This is a genomic window from Malikia granosa (genome assembly GCF_002980595.1).
Lineage (GTDB): Bacteria > Pseudomonadota > Gammaproteobacteria > Burkholderiales > Burkholderiaceae_C > Malikia > Malikia granosa.
Genome location: NZ_PVLQ01000027.1, coordinates 288,161 through 303,154 on the forward strand (window position 1 = coordinate 288,161; position 14,994 = coordinate 303,154).

The following is a 14,994-nucleotide window of genomic DNA, read 5'->3' on the forward strand; positions in this document are numbered from 1 at the left end:
CATGGCCCGAATCATCAAGGTACTGGTGGTCGACGACTCGGCCATGGTGCGCCAGGCGCTGACCGCGGTGCTCGAGTCCGATCCCGAGATCCGGGTCATGGGGACGGCGCCCGACCCCTATGTCGCGGCGCAGAAGATCGCCCAGGAAGTCCCCGACGTGATCACGCTCGACGTCGAGATGCCGCGCATGGACGGCATCACCTTCCTGCGCAAGCTCATGAGCCAGCATCCGGTGCCGGTGGTGATCTGCTCGAGCTTGGCCCAGTCCGGCTCCGACACGGTGATCCGCGCGCTCGAGTCGGGCGCGGTCGACATCATCACCAAGCCGGCGCTGGGCGTGCAGGACTTCTTCGTCGAGGAGAGGCTGCGCATCATCGATGCCGTCAAGGGCGCCGCGGTGGCCAGGCTCAAGCGGCTGCAGCTGGCCGCGCGCACCCAGCTGCGCCAGGCCCAGAGCCCGGAGCGCCCGGCCGAGCCGCGCCGTCACACCAGCCTTGCCAACGGCGTGCCGCCTAAGCTCAGCGCCGACGTGGTGCTGCCGCCGCCCAGCGGCCATGCCATGGTCCGCACCACCGAGCGCGTGGTGGTGGTCGGCGCCTCCACTGGCGGCACCGAGGCCCTGCGCAGCTTCCTCGAGGCGCTGCCGGCGGACAGCCCGGGCATTGTGGTGGTGCAGCACATGCCGGAGAACTTCACCGCCTCCTTTGCCCGGCGGCTGGACTCGCAGTGCCGCATGGATGTCAAGGAAGCCGTCAGCGGTGACAGCGTGCTGCGCGGCCGGGTGCTGATCGCGCCGGGCAACCGCCACACCCTGCTCAAGCGCAGCGGCGCGCGCTACCTGGTCGAGGTAGTGCAGGGCGAGCTGGTGAGCCGGCACCGGCCTTCGGTCGACGTGCTGTTCCGCTCCGCCGCCACCTACGCCGGCTCCAACGCGATCGGCGTGATCATGACCGGCATGGGCGACGACGGCGCCAAGGGCATGCTCGAGCTGCATGCCGCCGGGGCCTTCACCCTGGCCCAGGACGAGGCCAGCTGCGTGGTGTTCGGCATGCCGGCCGAGGCCATCAAGCTCGGCGGCGTCGACAAGGTGCTGGCGCTCGACCAGCTCGCGCATTGGGTCACCAAACTGGACCAGACCGAGGATTGGAAGCATGTCGGAAAGAAACGCTGAAACCCAGACCGCGCGCGAGCTGCGCCAGGCCTACGACGTCATTGCCGAGCTCGAGGCCAGGCTGGACGAAGTCAATGCCCGGCTGTTCAAGGCCGAGCGCGGCAAGAGCAACTTCATCTCGCACGCGCTCAACGAGCTCAACAACCCGCTGTCGGCCATCATCGGCCTGACCGAGCAGGTCATCTCGATGCCGCAGCCGGCCTGGGACCAGGTGCGCGAGTCGCTGCAATGGGTGCGCGACGAGAGCTGCTACCTCGAGTTCCAGCTCAAGAACCTGTTCATGGCCGGCGAGCTCGAGGACGGCGTCGCCCAGATGAGGAGCGCCAGGGTCGATGTCTACGCCGTGCTCAACGCGGTGATCACGCGCTACCTGGCCTTGGCGCAGCGCAAGGGCGTGCGCATCGCCTGCAACGGCGCCCATGCGCTGCTGCCGATGGCGGGCGCCACGCGCCACTTCAACACCGATGGCGCCGCGCTCAGCCTGATCTTTGCCAACCTGCTCGACAATGCCGTGAAGTTCTCGCCGCCGGGCGGCGAGGTGCGGGTGCAGGTCGACATCCATCCGTCCGGCCTCGACATCGCCGTCGCCGAGGACGGCCCTGGCATCGCGGCGGCCGACCGGACCCATGTCTTCGACCGCTTCTGGCAGCACGACGACAGCAGGACCAAGTCCTACCGTGGCCTGGGCCTGGGCCTGTCGGTGGCGCTGAGCTGCGCCGAACTGCTGGGCGCCAAGCTGCAGCTGTCCGAGCCAGGCCAGGTCGGGGCGCGCTTCACGCTGCACCTGCCCGCGCTCGAAGCCGACCAGCTCACCGATGCGCCCGACGACAACGTGTTCTTCTTTGACCAGCCGGGGGATGACGATGCGTCCGTCGAGCAGCGATTCTGATCCGGGGCCGGGCATCTTGGCCGGCCCGGGCAGATGCGGGGTGGTCTGACGCCATGCGCTATCACAGCCTGATGATGGGCCAGATCTATGCGGCCGCCGACCCCTGCACCATCAGCACCGTGCTGGGCTCCTGCGTGGCGGTGTGCCTGTGGGACCAGGGCCGGGAAGTCGGTGGCGTGAACCATTTCATGCTGCCGCGCTGGGACGGCAACGGCCTGCCGAGCCCGCGTTTCGGCAACATCGCGATTCCCAAGCTGATCGAGGCCGTGGTCGCCGCGGGCGGCCGACGCACCCACCTGGTGGCCAAGGTGTTCGGTGGCGGCAACGTGCTCGGCCAGGGCGAGCCGCCGCTGCGCTTCAACGTCGGCTTTCGCAATGCCGACTACGCCTTGCAGGCCCTCGCGCTCGAGGAAATCCCGGTGGTCGCGCAAAGAATCAAGCCCGACCATGGCACCAAGATCGCGTTCGAGACCAGCTCGGGCGAGGTCATCCTGCGCGTGCTCAGGCGCATGGAGCGCGATCCTGGCCGTCCCTAGCCCGCGGTCCGTCGCCCCGGCCCGCGAGACAACTTCCAGTTCGATAGATTTTCATGATGACCCCTGCCACCGTTTCCACTGCCGGCCAGCCGGCGCCGCAGCGCCGCTTCCGCGCCAGCGATGTCGCCGACCACCTCGACATGCTGGTCATCGGCCAGGTCTGCCTGGGAGTGAGTTTTGCCGGCTACAGCAAGCTGCTCGACGCCGTCTTCAGCCAGCAGTCCGGCACCCTGGACCGGCTGCTGCGCGCGCTCGATGCGGCGCAGACCGAGGCGATCCGGGAGAATGCCCATTCCTTCAAGGGCGAGACCTCGGTGCTGGGGCTCAAGGCCCTGGCGCAGCAAGCCTGGCATTGCGAAGGGCAGGGCGCCCAGTTCACGCCGGCCGACTGCCAGCAGGCCGCCGCGCGGCTGCGCGACTGCTGGCAAAGCACCCAGGCGCTGTGCAGCCGCATGGGCTTCACCACCCAGGCGCCGGCGCAGCCCTGAGCGCGCCCGCGCTGCAGCACTCGCGCCACGGCTCTGGGTTAGCATCGCCGCCATGCTTTCCATCCTCTCCATCACCGGGCCGATCTATCTGGCCGTGCTGATCGGCTTTGCCTGCACCCGGTTCGGCTTGTTCGCGAAGGCGGACATGCGCCTGTTCGGCAAGTTCGTCATCAACCTGGCGCTGCCGGCGCTGCTGTTCAATGCGCTGGCCTCGCGCAGCCTGGGCGACATCCTCCATCCGTCCTACCTGGGCGCCTATGCGCTGGCCGGCCTGCTGGCCATCGGGCTGGGCCTGCTGGCGAACCGCGTCCTCGCGCGTCGCTCCTTCAGTTATTCCAGCATGTTCGCGATGGGGATCAGCTGCCCCAACAGCGGCTTCGTCGGCTATCCGGTGCTGCTGCTGACCCTGGGCTCGTCGGTCGCCGGCGTCGGGCTGGCGCTCAACATGATGGTCGAGAACCTGCTGCTGATCCCGCTGCTGCTGGCCTTCGCCGACCTCGAGGGCGACAAGGGACAGGCCGGGCGGGTCTTGCTCAGGACGCTCAAGGGCCTGGTCCGCAACCCGATGATCATCGCGCTCGTCGCCGGCCTGCTGGCCTCGCTGGTCGGCTGGTCGCCACCGGCGCCGATCTCGCGCACGGTCAACCTGTTCGCCCAGGCCAGCGGCGCGCTGTCGCTGTTCGTCATCGGCGGCAGCCTGGCCGGCCAGCCGCTGCGCGGCATGGGGCCGGCGGTGCTGCAGATCACGCTCGGCAAGCTGGTGCTGCATCCGCTGATCATGCTGGCCGTGCTGACCTGGCTGGTGCCGGTGGCCGATCCGCAGCTGCGCACCGCCGTGCTGCTGACCACCGCCATGCCTATCATGGGCATCTACACCATCCTGTCGCAGCGCCACGGCCACGAGGGCATCAGCGCCGCCGCGTTAATGGCCACCACGGCGGCTTCCTTTGTCACGCTCAGCGGCCTGCTCTGGTGGCTCAGGCAGCTGGGCTGGCTGGCCTAGCACCCGCGCGCACAGCTCGCGCAGCAGCCGCGCCGCAGCCTGTTGGGTCAGCGTCGCCGGCCGCTGCGCGCTGCAGGCCAGCGCGACCCGTGGCCGCAGCGGCGGATCGGTGATCGCGCGCATCTGGTAGGCCGAGGGCCGGATCGTGTTCGAGACCGCATTGCCCGGCAGCAGGGCAAAGCCCATGCCCTCGGCCACCAGGTCGAGGATGGCCGGCACGCCGTCGATCTCGAGCGTGATCGTCGGCCGCAGGCCCAGGCCGGCGAGTTCGCGCTCGACATGCATGCGGATCGCGTTGGGCCGGCTCGGAATCACCAGCGGCAGCTGGGCCAGCTCGCGCAGCGCAAGCGGCGGCGGCGGCGGGTCTTCCAGCAGGCCGGCCGGCCTGGCCTGCACCAGCAGCAGCTCCTCCTCGAACAGCGGCAGGATCTCGAGCTCGGGCAGCGGTGCCGCATCGTAGAGCAGGGCCAGGTCGAGCCGGCCCTGGATCAGGCCTTCCTGCATGCCGGTCGACAGCCCTTCTATGATCGACAGCCTGGCCTCCGGCAGCTCGAGCCGGAAGGCGCGCGTCAGCGGCACCGCCAGCAGGCGCGCCAGCGAAGGTGGCAGCCCGATCGCGACATGGCCGGCCAGCGCGCCGCGCACCCGCCCGAGGTCCTCGCGCGCGCGCTCGACCTGGTGCAGGATGCCGCGCGCATGGTCGAGCAGCAGCTGGCCAGCCTCGGTCGGCGTGGCGCCGCGGCCGTTGCGCAGCAGCAGGTTCTGCCGCAGCTCGACCTCGAGCAGGCGCACCTGCCGGCTCAGCGCCGGCTGGGCGATGTGCAGGCTGTGCGCGGCCCGGGTGAAGCTGCCGAGTTCGGCCACCCGCACGAAGTATTCGAGTTGTTTGAGGTCCATCTGAAAATTTTACATATCGTAGGCCAAGCTATGCAAAAATTTTCTAGCAGCTAGCGTGCCAGAGGCTTGTGACCGGGACGACGCGCGCGCACAATTTGCCAGCCAACATCCATCCCGAACGAGGAGTTCAACCCCCATGAGCAAGAAGCCGCTGATCATCGACGTACATGGCCACTACACCACGGCGCCGGCCGCGCTGGGCGCCTGGCGTGACCTGCAGGTCGCCGCCCTGAAGGACCCGAGCAAGAAGCCCGACCCCAAGAGCCTCAAGATCAGCGACGACGAGCTGCGCGAGTCCATCGAGACCAACCAGCTCAAGCTCATGAAGGAGCGCGGCTCCGACCTGACCGTGTTCAGCCCGCGCGCGAGCTTCATGGCGCACCACATCGGCGACTTCGAGACCAGCTCGACCTGGGCCGCGATCTGCAACGAACTCTGCTACCGCGTCAGCCAGTTGTTCCCGGACAACTTCATCGGCGCGGCCATGCTGCCGCAGTCGCCCGGCGTCGATCCCAAGACCTGCGTCGCCGAGCTCGAGAAATGCGTCAAGGAATACGGCTTCGTCGGCCTGAACCTGAACCCGGACCCGTCGGGCGGCCACTGGACCAGCCCGCCGCTGACCGATCGCCACTGGTACCCGATCTACGAGAAGATGGTCGAGTACGACCTGCCGGCGATGATCCACGTCAGCACCAGCTGCAACAGCTGCTTCCACACCACCGGCGCCCACTACCTGAACGCCGACACCACCGCCTTCATGCAGTGCCTGCAGGGTGACCTGTTCAAGGACTTCCCGACGCTGAAGTTCCTGATCCCGCACGGCGGCGGCGCCGTGCCCTACCACTGGGGCCGTTTCCGTGGCCTGGCCCAGGAGATGAAGAAGCCGCTGCTGCAGGATCACCTGCTCAACAACATCTTCTTCGACACCTGCGTCTACCACCAGCCGGGCATCGACCTGCTGACCAAGGTGATCCCGGTCGACAACATCCTGTTCGCCTCCGAGATGATCGGCGCCGTGCGCGGCATCGACCCCGAGACCGGCCACTACTACGACGACACCAAGCGCTACGTCGCCGCCACCCCGAACCTGACCGAAGAGCAGCGCTTCAAGGTGTTCGAGGGCAACGCGCGCCGCGTGTTCCCGCGCATGGACGCAGCACTCAAGGCCAAGGGTCTGTAATTCTTCTGCGGGACAGAACTAAACAAGGAACTGATATGTACGAACTCGGAGTCGTTTACCGCAACATCCAGCGCGCCGACCGCGCCACCGCCGACGCGCTGGCCGCGCTGGGATCTGCCACCGTGCACGAGGCGATGGGCCGCGTCGGCCTGATGAAGCCCTACATGCGCCCGATCTTCCCGGGCGCCCAGGTTTCGGGCACCGCCGTCACCGTGCTGCTGCAGCCGGGCGACAACTGGATGATGCATGTCGCGGCCGAACAGATCCAGCCCGGCGACATCGTCGTGGCGGCCTGCACCACGGACAACAGCGACGGTTTCTTCGGCGACCTGCTGGCGACCAGCTTCCAGGCCCGTGGCGCCCGCGCGCTGGTGATCGATGCCGGCGTGCGCGACGTCAAGACGCTGCAGCAGATGAACTTCCCGGTCTGGAGCAAGGCCGTCCATGCCAAGGGCTGCGTCAAGGAGACGCTGGGCTCGGTCAACATCCCGGTGGTCTGTGCCGGCATGATCGTCAACCCGGGCGACGTGATCGTGGCCGATGACGACGGCGTGGTCTGCGTGCCCGCCGCGCTGGCCGAGAAGACGCTGAAGACCGCGCTGGCGCGCGAGGCCAACGAGGGCGCCAAGCGCGACCAGTTTGCCGCCGGCGTGCTCGGACTCGACCTCTACAAGATGCGCGAGCCGCTGGCCGCCAAGGGCCTGCGCTACATCGACTGACCTCGGAGCAAACCATGTCCAAACCCACTTCTGGTGACTTCACCAAGACCGCCGGCTGGCTCGACTGGTACACCGGCCCGAGCAAACCCAAGTTCCAGCTGCCCGCTGGCGCGGTCGATGCGCATTGCCATGTGTTCGGCCCCGGCGCCGAATTCCCCTACGCCCCCGAGCGCAAGTACACCCCCTGCGACGCGTCCAAGCACGAGCTCTACGCGCTGCGCGACCACCTGGGCTTTGCCCGCAACGTGGTGGTGCAGGCGACCTGCCACGGCGCCGACAACCGCGCCATGGTCGATGCCTGCCTGAGCAGCGGCGGCAAGGCGCGCGGCGTCGCCACCGTCAAGCGCAGCATCAGCGACGCTGAACTGCAGGCGCTGCACGACGCCGGCGTGCGCGGCGTGCGCTTCAACTTCGTCAAGCGCCTGGTCGACTTCACGCCGAAGGACGAGTTGATGGAAATTGCCGGCCGCATCAGCAAGCTGGGCTGGCATGTGGTGATCTACTTCGAGGCGGTCGACCTGCCCGAGCTGTGGGACTTCTTCACCGCGCTGCCCACCACCGTGGTGGTCGACCACATGGGCCGCCCGGACGTGAGCAAGCCGATCGACGGCCCCGAGTTCGAGCTGTTCCTGAAGTTCATGCGCGAGCACCCGAACGTCTGGAGCAAGGTGTCCTGCCCCGAGCGCCTGTCCGTCACCGGCCCCAAGGCGCTCAATGGCGAGCAGGCCGCCTACCAGGACGTGGTGCCGTTCGCGCGCCGCGTGGTCGAGGAATTCCCGGACCGCGTGCTCTGGGGCACCGACTGGCCGCACCCGAACCTGAAGGACCACATGCCCGACGACGGCCTGCTGGTCGACTTCATCCCGCAGATCGCGACCACGCCCGAGCTGCAGCGCAAGCTGCTGGTCGACAACCCGATGAAGCTTTATTGGCCCGAGGAGGTCTGACATGGCACTCGACAAACCGTACAAGGACGTGCCCGGCACCATTATTTTCGATGCCGAGCAAAGCCGCAAGGGCTACTGGCTCAACCAGTTCTGCATGTCGCTGATGAAGGCCGAGAACCGCGAGCGCTTCAAGGCCGACGAGCGCGCCTACCTCGACGAGTGGGCGATGACCGAGGAGCAGAAGCAGGCCGTGCTCGCGCGCGACCTCAACTGGTGCATGCGCACCGGCGGCAACATCTACTTCCTGGCCAAGATCGGCGCGACCGACGGCAAGAGCTTCCAGCAGATGGCCGGCTCGATGACCGGCATGACCGAGGAAGAGTACCGCAACATGATGCTCAAGGGCGGCCGCAGCGCCGAGGGCAACCGCTACCTGGGCGAGGACGGCGACGCCCAGCCCCAGCACCAGCCGCAAGGCTCGGCAGGCAAGAAAGGCTGACACGACATGGCACGCATCACCGCATCCGTCTACACCTCGCATGTGCCGGCCATCGGCGCCGCGATCGACCTGGGCAAGACCCAGGAGGACTACTGGAAGCCGCTGTTCGCGGGCTACGACTTCTCCAAGCAGTGGATGAAGGACAACAAGCCCGACGTGATCTTCCTGGTCTACAACGACCACGCGACCGCCTTCAGCCTGGACCTGATCCCGACCTTCGCGATCGGCACCGCGGCCGAATACCAGCCGGCCGACGAGGGCTGGGGCCCGCGCCCGGTGCCCAAGGTCATCGGCCACCCGGAACTCGCCAGCCACATCGCGCAGAGCGTGATCCAGCAGGACTTCGACCTGACCATCGTCAACAAGATGGAAGTCGACCACGGCCTGACCGTGCCGCTGTCGCTGATGTGCGGCCAGCCCGAAGCCTGGCCCTGTCCGGTGATCCCGTTCGCGGTCAACGTCGTGCAGTACCCGGTGCCGAGCGGCCAGCGCTGCTACAACCTGGGCAAGGCGATCCGCAAGGCGGTCGAATCCTTCGACGAGGACCTCAACGTGCATATCTGGGGCACCGGCGGCATGAGCCACCAGCTGCAGGGCGCGCGCGCCGGCCTGATCAACCGCGAGTGGGACAACGCCTGGCTCGACAAGCTGATCAATGACCCGGAAGCCGCCGCCGCCACGCCGCATATCGACTATGTGCGCGAGGCCGGCTCCGAGGGCATCGAGCTCGTGATGTGGCTGATCGCGCGCGGCGCGATGGCCGATGTCGCGGGCGGCCCGGCGCCGAAGCTGGCGCACCGCTTCTACCATGTGCCGGCGTCGAACACCGCCGTCGGCCATGTGATCCTCGAAAATAGCTAAGGAGTTAACCCATGACCATCAAAGTCGCTCTCGCCGGCGCTGGCGCCTTCGGCATCAAGCACCTGGACGGCATCAAGAACATCCCCGACGTCGAAGTCGTCTCGCTGATCGGCCGCCGCCTGGACCAGACCCAGGAAGTCGCCGACAAGTACGGCATCAAGCATGTCACGACCGACCTCGACGAGGCGCTCAAGATCAAGGAAATCGACGCCGTCATCCTGTGCACGCCGACCCAGCTGCACGCCTCGCAGTCGATCGCCTGCCTGCAGGCCGGCAAGCATGTGCAAGTCGAGATCCCGCTGTGCGACGAGCTCAAGTCGGGCCTGGAAGTGGCACGCCTGGCCAACGAGACCGGCAAGGTCGCGATGGTCGGCCATACCCGCCGCTTCAACCCCAGCCACCAGTATGTGCACAACAAGGTGCTGGCCGGCGAGTTCAACGTCCAGCAGATGGACGTGCAGACCTACTTCTTCCGCCGCACCAACACCAACGCGCTGGGCCAGGCCCGCAGCTGGACCGACCACCTGCTGTGGCACCATGCCGCCCACACCGTCGACCTGTTCGCCTACCAGGCCAACAGCCCGATCGTGAAGGCCAACGCCATCCAGGGTCCGATCCACCCGGTGCTGGGCATCGCGATGGACATGAGCATCCAGCTCAAGGCCGCCAACGGCGCGATCTGCACCCTGTCGCTGTCCTTCAACAACGACGGCCCGCTGGGCGCCTTCTTCCGCTACATCGGTGACACCGACACCTACATCGCGCGCTACGACGACCTGGTCAACGGCAAGGACGAGAAGATCGACGTGTCCAAGGTCGCGGTGTCGATGAACGGCATCGAGCTGCAGGACCGCGAGTTCTTCGCCGCGATCCGCGAAGGCCGCGAGCCGAACTCGAGCGTGCAGAAGGTGCTGCCCTGCTACCAGGTGCTGCACGACCTCGAGCAGCAGCTCAACGGCTGATCGCCTGACCTGCGCCGACCCGGCTTGTTGCCGGGTCAGGCCGGCACCGTCGCAGCGCCCACCCCCTGGTGGGCGTTGTGCCTTGTGGCATCATCGATTTCCATGCTGAACTTCGTCTGGGTCGCCTTCATCCTGATCGGTTTCGTGGCCGCTGTCGTGCAGCTGCTGCAAGGCGACCTGGCCATCTTCGCGCGCGTGTTGAGCGCCCTGTTCGACAGCGCCAAGACCGGCTTCGAGGTCTCGATCGGCCTGGTCGGCATCATGTGCCTGTGGCTCGGCATCATGAAGGTCGGCGAGCGCGCCGGCCTGATCGAGCTGTTCGCGCGTGCGCTGTCTCCCTTCTTCCGCTGCGTCTTCCCGGGTATCCCTAAAGGGCACCCGGCGGGTGGCAGCATCGTGATGAACTTCAGCGCCAACCTGCTCGGGCTCGACAATGCCGCCACGCCGCTGGGCCTGAAGGCCATGCGCGAGCTGCAGGAAATCAACCCGAACAAGTCAGTCGCCAGCGACCCGATGGTGATGTTCCTGGTGCTCAACACCGCGGGCATCACGCTGATCCCGACCTCGGTGATCGCGATCCGGCAGAGCCTGGCGGTCGAGCAGGGCCTGGCCGGCTTCAACGGCGCCGACATCTTCCTGCCGACCCTGGTCGCCACCTTCATCTCGTTCTGCGCCGGGCTGTTCGCGGTGGCCTGGGTGCAGCGCATCAATCTGCTGCGCGCGCCGGTGCTGGTCTTCCTTGCCGGCTTTGTCGGGCTGATGGCCGCGCTCTACTGGGCCCTGAGCGGCCTGCCACCGGATCAGCTGGCGCAGGCGGTGGGGCTGCTGGGCAGCGGCGTCATCTTCAGCCTGATCGCGCTGTTCGTCGCGGTCGGGGCCTGGCGCCGCATCGATGTCTACGACAGCTTCGTCGAGGGCGCCAAGGAGGGCTTCGGCGTCGCGCTGCAGATCATTCCCTACCTGGTCGCGATGCTGGCGGCGATCTCGGTGTTCCGCAGCAGCGGCTGCATGGGCTATCTGCTCGGCGCGATCGAGGCGGTCGTGCGCTGGGCCGGGCTCGACACCGACTTCGTGCCGGCGCTGCCGGTCGGCCTGATGAAGACGCTGTCGGGCAGCGGCGCGCGCGGGCTGATGGTCGACGTCATGAAGACCTACGGCGTCGACTCCTTCCAGGGCCGGCTGGCCGCCATCATCCAGGGCTCGACCGAGACCACCTTCTACGTGCTGGCGGTCTATTTCGGCAGCGTCAACATCCGCAAGACGCGCCAGGCGCTGGCCTGCGGCCTGTTTGCGGACGCGGTCGGACTGGTCGGCGCGATCCTGGTCGGCTACCTGTTCTACCGCTGAAATTGCACTTCCATTTTCTAACCTCGAACCTTCATCCCCACATGACCACGACCTTCCCGCAACGCCAGCTCGGCCCGTTCCAGGTTTCCGCCATCGGCCTGGGCTGCATGAACCTCAGCCACGCCTACGGCGCGCCGGTCTCGGCCGAGCAGGGCGAGCGCGTGCTGCTGGCCGCGCTCGACGCCGGCGTGACCCATTTCGACACCGCCGCGCTGTACGGCTTCGGCGCCAACGAGAGCCTGGTCGGCCGCGTGCTGTCCCAGCACCGCAGCCGCTTCACGCTGGCGAGCAAGTGCGGCATGACCGGCGTCGACCTCAAGGGCGACGGCCAGAAGGTGCGCGTAATCGACGGCCGTCCCGAGACGATCAAGGCCACCTGCGAGGAAGCGCTCAAGCGCCTGAACACCGACGTGATCGACCTCTACTACCTGCACCGCTGGGACAAGCAGGTGCCGATCGAGGACAGCGTCGGCGCCTTGAGCGAGCTGGTGCGCGAGGGCAAGATCCGCTCCATCGGCCTGTCCGAAGTCTCGGCATCGACCTTGAAGCGCGCCCATGCGGTGCATCCGATCGCGGCGCTGCAGACCGAGTATTCGCTCTGGACGCGCAACCCCGAGATCGCGGTGCTCGACGCCTGCAAGGAACTCGGCGTGAGCTTCGTCGCCTTCAGCCCGGTCGCGCGCGGCTTCCTGTGCGGCGACCTGACCGATGTCGCCACCCTGCACGAGAAGGACATCCGCCGCGCCATGCCGCGCTTCACGCCGGGCAACTACGCGGCCAACCTGCAGCTGCTGCAACCCTACCGCGCCATCGCGCAGGAAGTCGCCTGCAGCATGGCCCAGCTCGCGCTGGCCTGGCTGCTGCACAAGGACGAGAACATCCTGCCGATTCCCGGCACCACCAGCGTCGAACACCTGATGGACGACCTGGGCGCGATGAACGTGCGCCTGAGTGCCGACCAGATGAGCCGGCTCGATGCCTGCATCCACCAGGGCAATGTGGCGGGCGCGCGCTACAACAGCCAGGGCACGAGCGAGGTCGATACCGAGAACTTCGAGGCGGCTTGAAAAAGACGGCAGGCCCCGGGGAGGGGCCTGTTGGCGGGCGGGTGTTTGCTGGGATGGGGAGGCTCTATCGACCTAATGCGGTTCACTGTGCAGTGAGATTGAGGGTCCGGATTGCGCGGAAACCGAAATTCCGAGCTTACCTTTAATTTTCTGGTAGCACTCCGTTGCTGTCGGTCAATTCCTCTTGGATTCAAGAGCCGGTCGCCAAACGAAGCGGTCGTTCGGCACGGCCCCTTACGGCTCGTACGTAGGCCAAGGCGGCAGTTGGTCATGGGCCTCGAAGGCAGACTTCCACTCAGACTATTTCTTGGCGTAGGATGAGTAACAAACCAGCTCCTTCAGCCAGTCAAACGTCAAGTTCTCCGCTTGGGGCAGCAACTTGACGAGTTGGGCATCTAAGCCGATCTGTGCGGCGGCGGCGATGCCAACTTGCAGTAACGGGATAGCCCGTTCAAGGTCGGGGATATTGGCGCCTTGTTCGGCGGCTTCGCGGGCATGTTTGTCGATATAATTCTTTGTCGTGGCATCGGCGTGCAGGGCCCCGCCCAGGACGGCTACTGCCATCCGGGCATCTCGAAAGGCGGGGTTGTGGTAGGCGTCGTAAAGTGAGCCAAGGGCAACACCCAGGCCAGCCAAGCTTTTCGTGGCTGAGTTGTTATCGACTTGCCGTGTAGGACATTGGTCGGCTAGGGAAAAGGCAGCCAGTAACGCATTATCCGCATAAAGGCTGCGTTCGCCCATTGTTACCCCCCATTCGTAGTAAAGCGCCCGGTCGCCATTCGTTAATTCAGTTATTTTCTCGAACACACGCGCCGCTTGGTCTGGAAGTTTTGCCCTGCGCCACAGGTTGGCGAGATGTGTACCGGTCAGTGAATTCGTTGGTTCCTGCTCGAAAACTGCCTCGGCGATGTGGATGGCAAGTTCCGTTCGACCAGTATCGATGAAATGATCGGAAATCTCGAAGCGCCATTTCTTTGGATTCTCAGGCAAGGGGCGGGATGTTAGTGCAATAATAGCAGCCCTTCCGAGTTTTACATAAAGCTCGCCGACCTCCACTCCAAAGTCCTCGCTCAACACCGAAACCAAGGTAACTGCGATACGCCGGTGGCGGGTATATATAGAGGACGAGGTGGTAGTTGCTGCCGCCTCCTGGCCTAAGGGCACCAATACGTCGCGATGCAATTTTTCCAGTGGGCAGCACAGCACTTGGGCGAGGACCGGGCGGGAGAGGAAGTCCAGTCCTTCAACGTGCATGGCAGCGATATAGGCTAGAGCATCGCGTAGCGTGCCGCCGCTGGGAATCTTTCGCTGTCCTAGGCGTTCCAGCAGCAGGTGGGCATGTTTGCGCAAATCGCTGCCGCTGCGCACTGCCAGCAGGGCGCCGAAAAAGGCCCCGCCACTGGTCTGGGCCTCATCCTTGGCCTGCCTCTCCAAAATCGTTGCCCACTCTGTGGCAGGTTGCTTGGCCAAGTCGCCAAGGCCGGCGTCGCCGAATGACTGCCAGGACCGGACGATAGCCTGAGCATCGGCCGAGTCGAGGCCACGCAAGTGCTGCTTACTAAAGTCAGCAAAGGCCCAGTCCAGATTGGCCGCAGCGGAACTGAGCCAATCCGCGTCCCGGCAGGCCAAAAGGGCATGTACCCGGCCATTCAAGGCCGGAGGCAAGCGTTTGAGCAGAGCTTGCAGGTCGGTAGCTGCGCGGTCGGCCTCGTCTAGTAGCAGCAACCAGATGTAGTCCTTGTTCAGCAATGGAAGGATTTCATCGGGTACCAGGTGCCGGGATTCGTCTCTGCGCTGGAGGATGCGCAAGTCGTTCTTACCTTCGACAATGCTGTAAGCGGCTTGCAGCAGGGCGGTGGTCTTGCCTTCGCAAGCAGCGGCCAGCAACAGTGTGACTATGGGCCTGCCCGCACTCTCGGCCTGCCGGAATGGTGCCACCAGATCGCCGACGATGCGGCGGCGAGGTATGGAAGTGGACAGGGCAGTAGGCCAGTCAGGCACCGCGCCGTCGAAGTAGCGCAGGGCGGTTTCCGCATCGAGATGCTGGCGATGCGCTGCAAGGTCTTCCGGCTTGAATACAGACCAGCCCTTGGGCAGCGGAGCAACCGGCACGGTAGGGGTGTAATCCACCTTCATCGTTTGATCACTGGGTAACTGGTAATGCCACCAATCGCTTTGGCGATGTTGTTCGTGAAAGGCATCTGTCGCTGGTGTCCAGGCCTGTTGGTCAGGAATCCACCGCCAGGGCTGCAGTCGGATTACTTCCGCATTCAGGTCCGCCTCGCCAAAAACTAGGCCGTTGTGCCACGGCTCTCCTTCACGTGCCTGAAAGCCAGCACCGGACTGAATGGCGAGGTACAAATTGCCGCCGCCATAGCTGGGTTCCGCCCAAGCATCGTGCAGGTGGCCGTGCAGGTAGAGCACGTGGTGTTGGCCAAGTAGGCCCTTGATGGTTTTCTGTTGCGAGGGGCTTTGTTGCGCAATTCAA

The 14,994-nt window shown here is 65.9% G+C and carries 15 protein-coding genes; 13 read left to right on the forward strand and 2 right to left on the reverse strand.

The features are described from left to right. Position 1: 1 nt before the first annotated feature. Genes C6P64_RS09075 through C6P64_RS09095 form a run of 5 tightly spaced genes read left to right on the forward strand, consistent with a single transcriptional unit; the run spans position 2 to position 4,087 of the window. Positions 2-1,171 carry a protein-glutamate methylesterase/protein-glutamine glutaminase gene (locus C6P64_RS09075; protein ID WP_105748229.1) on the forward strand — a complete coding sequence of 390 codons (1,170 nt, stop codon included), beginning with the start codon at positions 2-4 and terminating at the stop codon, positions 1,169-1,171. Continuing rightward, the gene (locus C6P64_RS09080) at positions 1,152-2,060 is read left to right on the forward strand and encodes a sensor histidine kinase (protein ID WP_105748230.1); all 909 of its coding nucleotides are present in this window, start codon (positions 1,152-1,154) and stop codon (positions 2,058-2,060) included. The genes C6P64_RS09075 and C6P64_RS09080 overlap by 20 nt, the downstream gene beginning before the upstream one ends. 53 nt (positions 2,061-2,113) lie before the next feature. Further along, positions 2,114-2,596: a chemotaxis protein CheD gene (locus tag C6P64_RS09085; protein ID WP_105748231.1), complete on the forward strand. Its 483-nt coding sequence runs from the start codon at positions 2,114-2,116 to the stop codon at positions 2,594-2,596. A gap of 56 nt (positions 2,597-2,652) precedes the next feature. Next, a complete protein-coding gene (locus C6P64_RS09090) occupies positions 2,653-3,084 on the forward strand; it encodes an Hpt domain-containing protein (RefSeq protein WP_170073075.1) in 432 nt (143 codons plus the stop codon). 52 nt (positions 3,085-3,136) lie between these two features. After that, complete coding sequence (locus C6P64_RS09095) at positions 3,137-4,087, forward strand: AEC family transporter (RefSeq protein WP_105748233.1); 951 nt, start codon at positions 3,137-3,139, stop codon at positions 4,085-4,087. Here the strand turns inward: C6P64_RS09095 and C6P64_RS09100 are convergent. Continuing rightward, entirely contained in the window at positions 4,007-4,984 is a 978-nt protein-coding gene (locus tag C6P64_RS09100; protein WP_105748234.1) for a LysR substrate-binding domain-containing protein, read from the reverse strand. The genes C6P64_RS09095 and C6P64_RS09100 overlap by 81 nt on opposite strands. 151 nt (positions 4,985-5,135) lie before the next feature. Between C6P64_RS09100 and C6P64_RS09105 the strand changes: the two genes are divergently transcribed. From C6P64_RS09105 to C6P64_RS09140, 8 genes are all read left to right on the forward strand, one after another. Next, positions 5,136-6,164, forward strand: coding sequence for an amidohydrolase family protein (locus C6P64_RS09105; RefSeq protein ID WP_105748259.1), 1,029 nt, complete (start codon positions 5,136-5,138; stop codon positions 6,162-6,164). Between the two features lie 35 nt (positions 6,165-6,199). Continuing rightward, positions 6,200-6,883: a 4-carboxy-4-hydroxy-2-oxoadipate aldolase/oxaloacetate decarboxylase gene (gene ligK / locus C6P64_RS09110; RefSeq protein WP_105748235.1), complete on the forward strand. Its 684-nt coding sequence runs from the start codon at positions 6,200-6,202 to the stop codon at positions 6,881-6,883. Between the two features lie 14 nt (positions 6,884-6,897). Then, the gene (locus tag C6P64_RS09115) at positions 6,898-7,830 is read left to right on the forward strand and encodes an amidohydrolase family protein (RefSeq protein WP_105748236.1); all 933 of its coding nucleotides are present in this window, start codon (positions 6,898-6,900) and stop codon (positions 7,828-7,830) included. Position 7,831: 1 nt separating this feature from the next. Continuing rightward, on the forward strand, positions 7,832-8,269 hold the full coding sequence (ligA, locus tag C6P64_RS09120) for a protocatechuate 4,5-dioxygenase subunit alpha (RefSeq protein ID WP_105748237.1): 438 nt from the start codon (positions 7,832-7,834) through the stop codon (positions 8,267-8,269). Positions 8,270-8,275: 6 nt separating this feature from the next. Then, positions 8,276-9,130 (forward strand): class III extradiol dioxygenase subunit beta, encoded by an 855-nt coding sequence (locus tag C6P64_RS09125; RefSeq protein WP_105748238.1) that lies wholly within the window; start codon positions 8,276-8,278, stop codon positions 9,128-9,130. Positions 9,131-9,141: 11 nt separating this feature from the next. Next, positions 9,142-10,092 carry a Gfo/Idh/MocA family oxidoreductase gene (locus C6P64_RS09130; RefSeq protein WP_105748239.1) on the forward strand — a complete coding sequence of 317 codons (951 nt, stop codon included), beginning with the start codon at positions 9,142-9,144 and terminating at the stop codon, positions 10,090-10,092. Between the two features lie 102 nt (positions 10,093-10,194). Beyond that, complete coding sequence (locus C6P64_RS09135; RefSeq protein ID WP_105748240.1) at positions 10,195-11,439, forward strand: nucleoside recognition domain-containing protein; 1,245 nt, start codon at positions 10,195-10,197, stop codon at positions 11,437-11,439. Between the two features lie 41 nt (positions 11,440-11,480). Further along, the gene (locus C6P64_RS09140; protein WP_105748241.1) at positions 11,481-12,506 is read left to right on the forward strand and encodes an aldo/keto reductase; all 1,026 of its coding nucleotides are present in this window, start codon (positions 11,481-11,483) and stop codon (positions 12,504-12,506) included. A gap of 300 nt (positions 12,507-12,806) precedes the next feature. Here the strand turns inward: C6P64_RS09140 and C6P64_RS09145 are convergent, their stop codons facing one another. After that, complete coding sequence (locus C6P64_RS09145) at positions 12,807-14,930, reverse strand: P-loop NTPase (RefSeq protein WP_146115888.1); 2,124 nt, start codon at positions 14,928-14,930, stop codon at positions 12,807-12,809. Between the last annotated feature and the right edge of the window lie 64 nt (positions 14,931-14,994).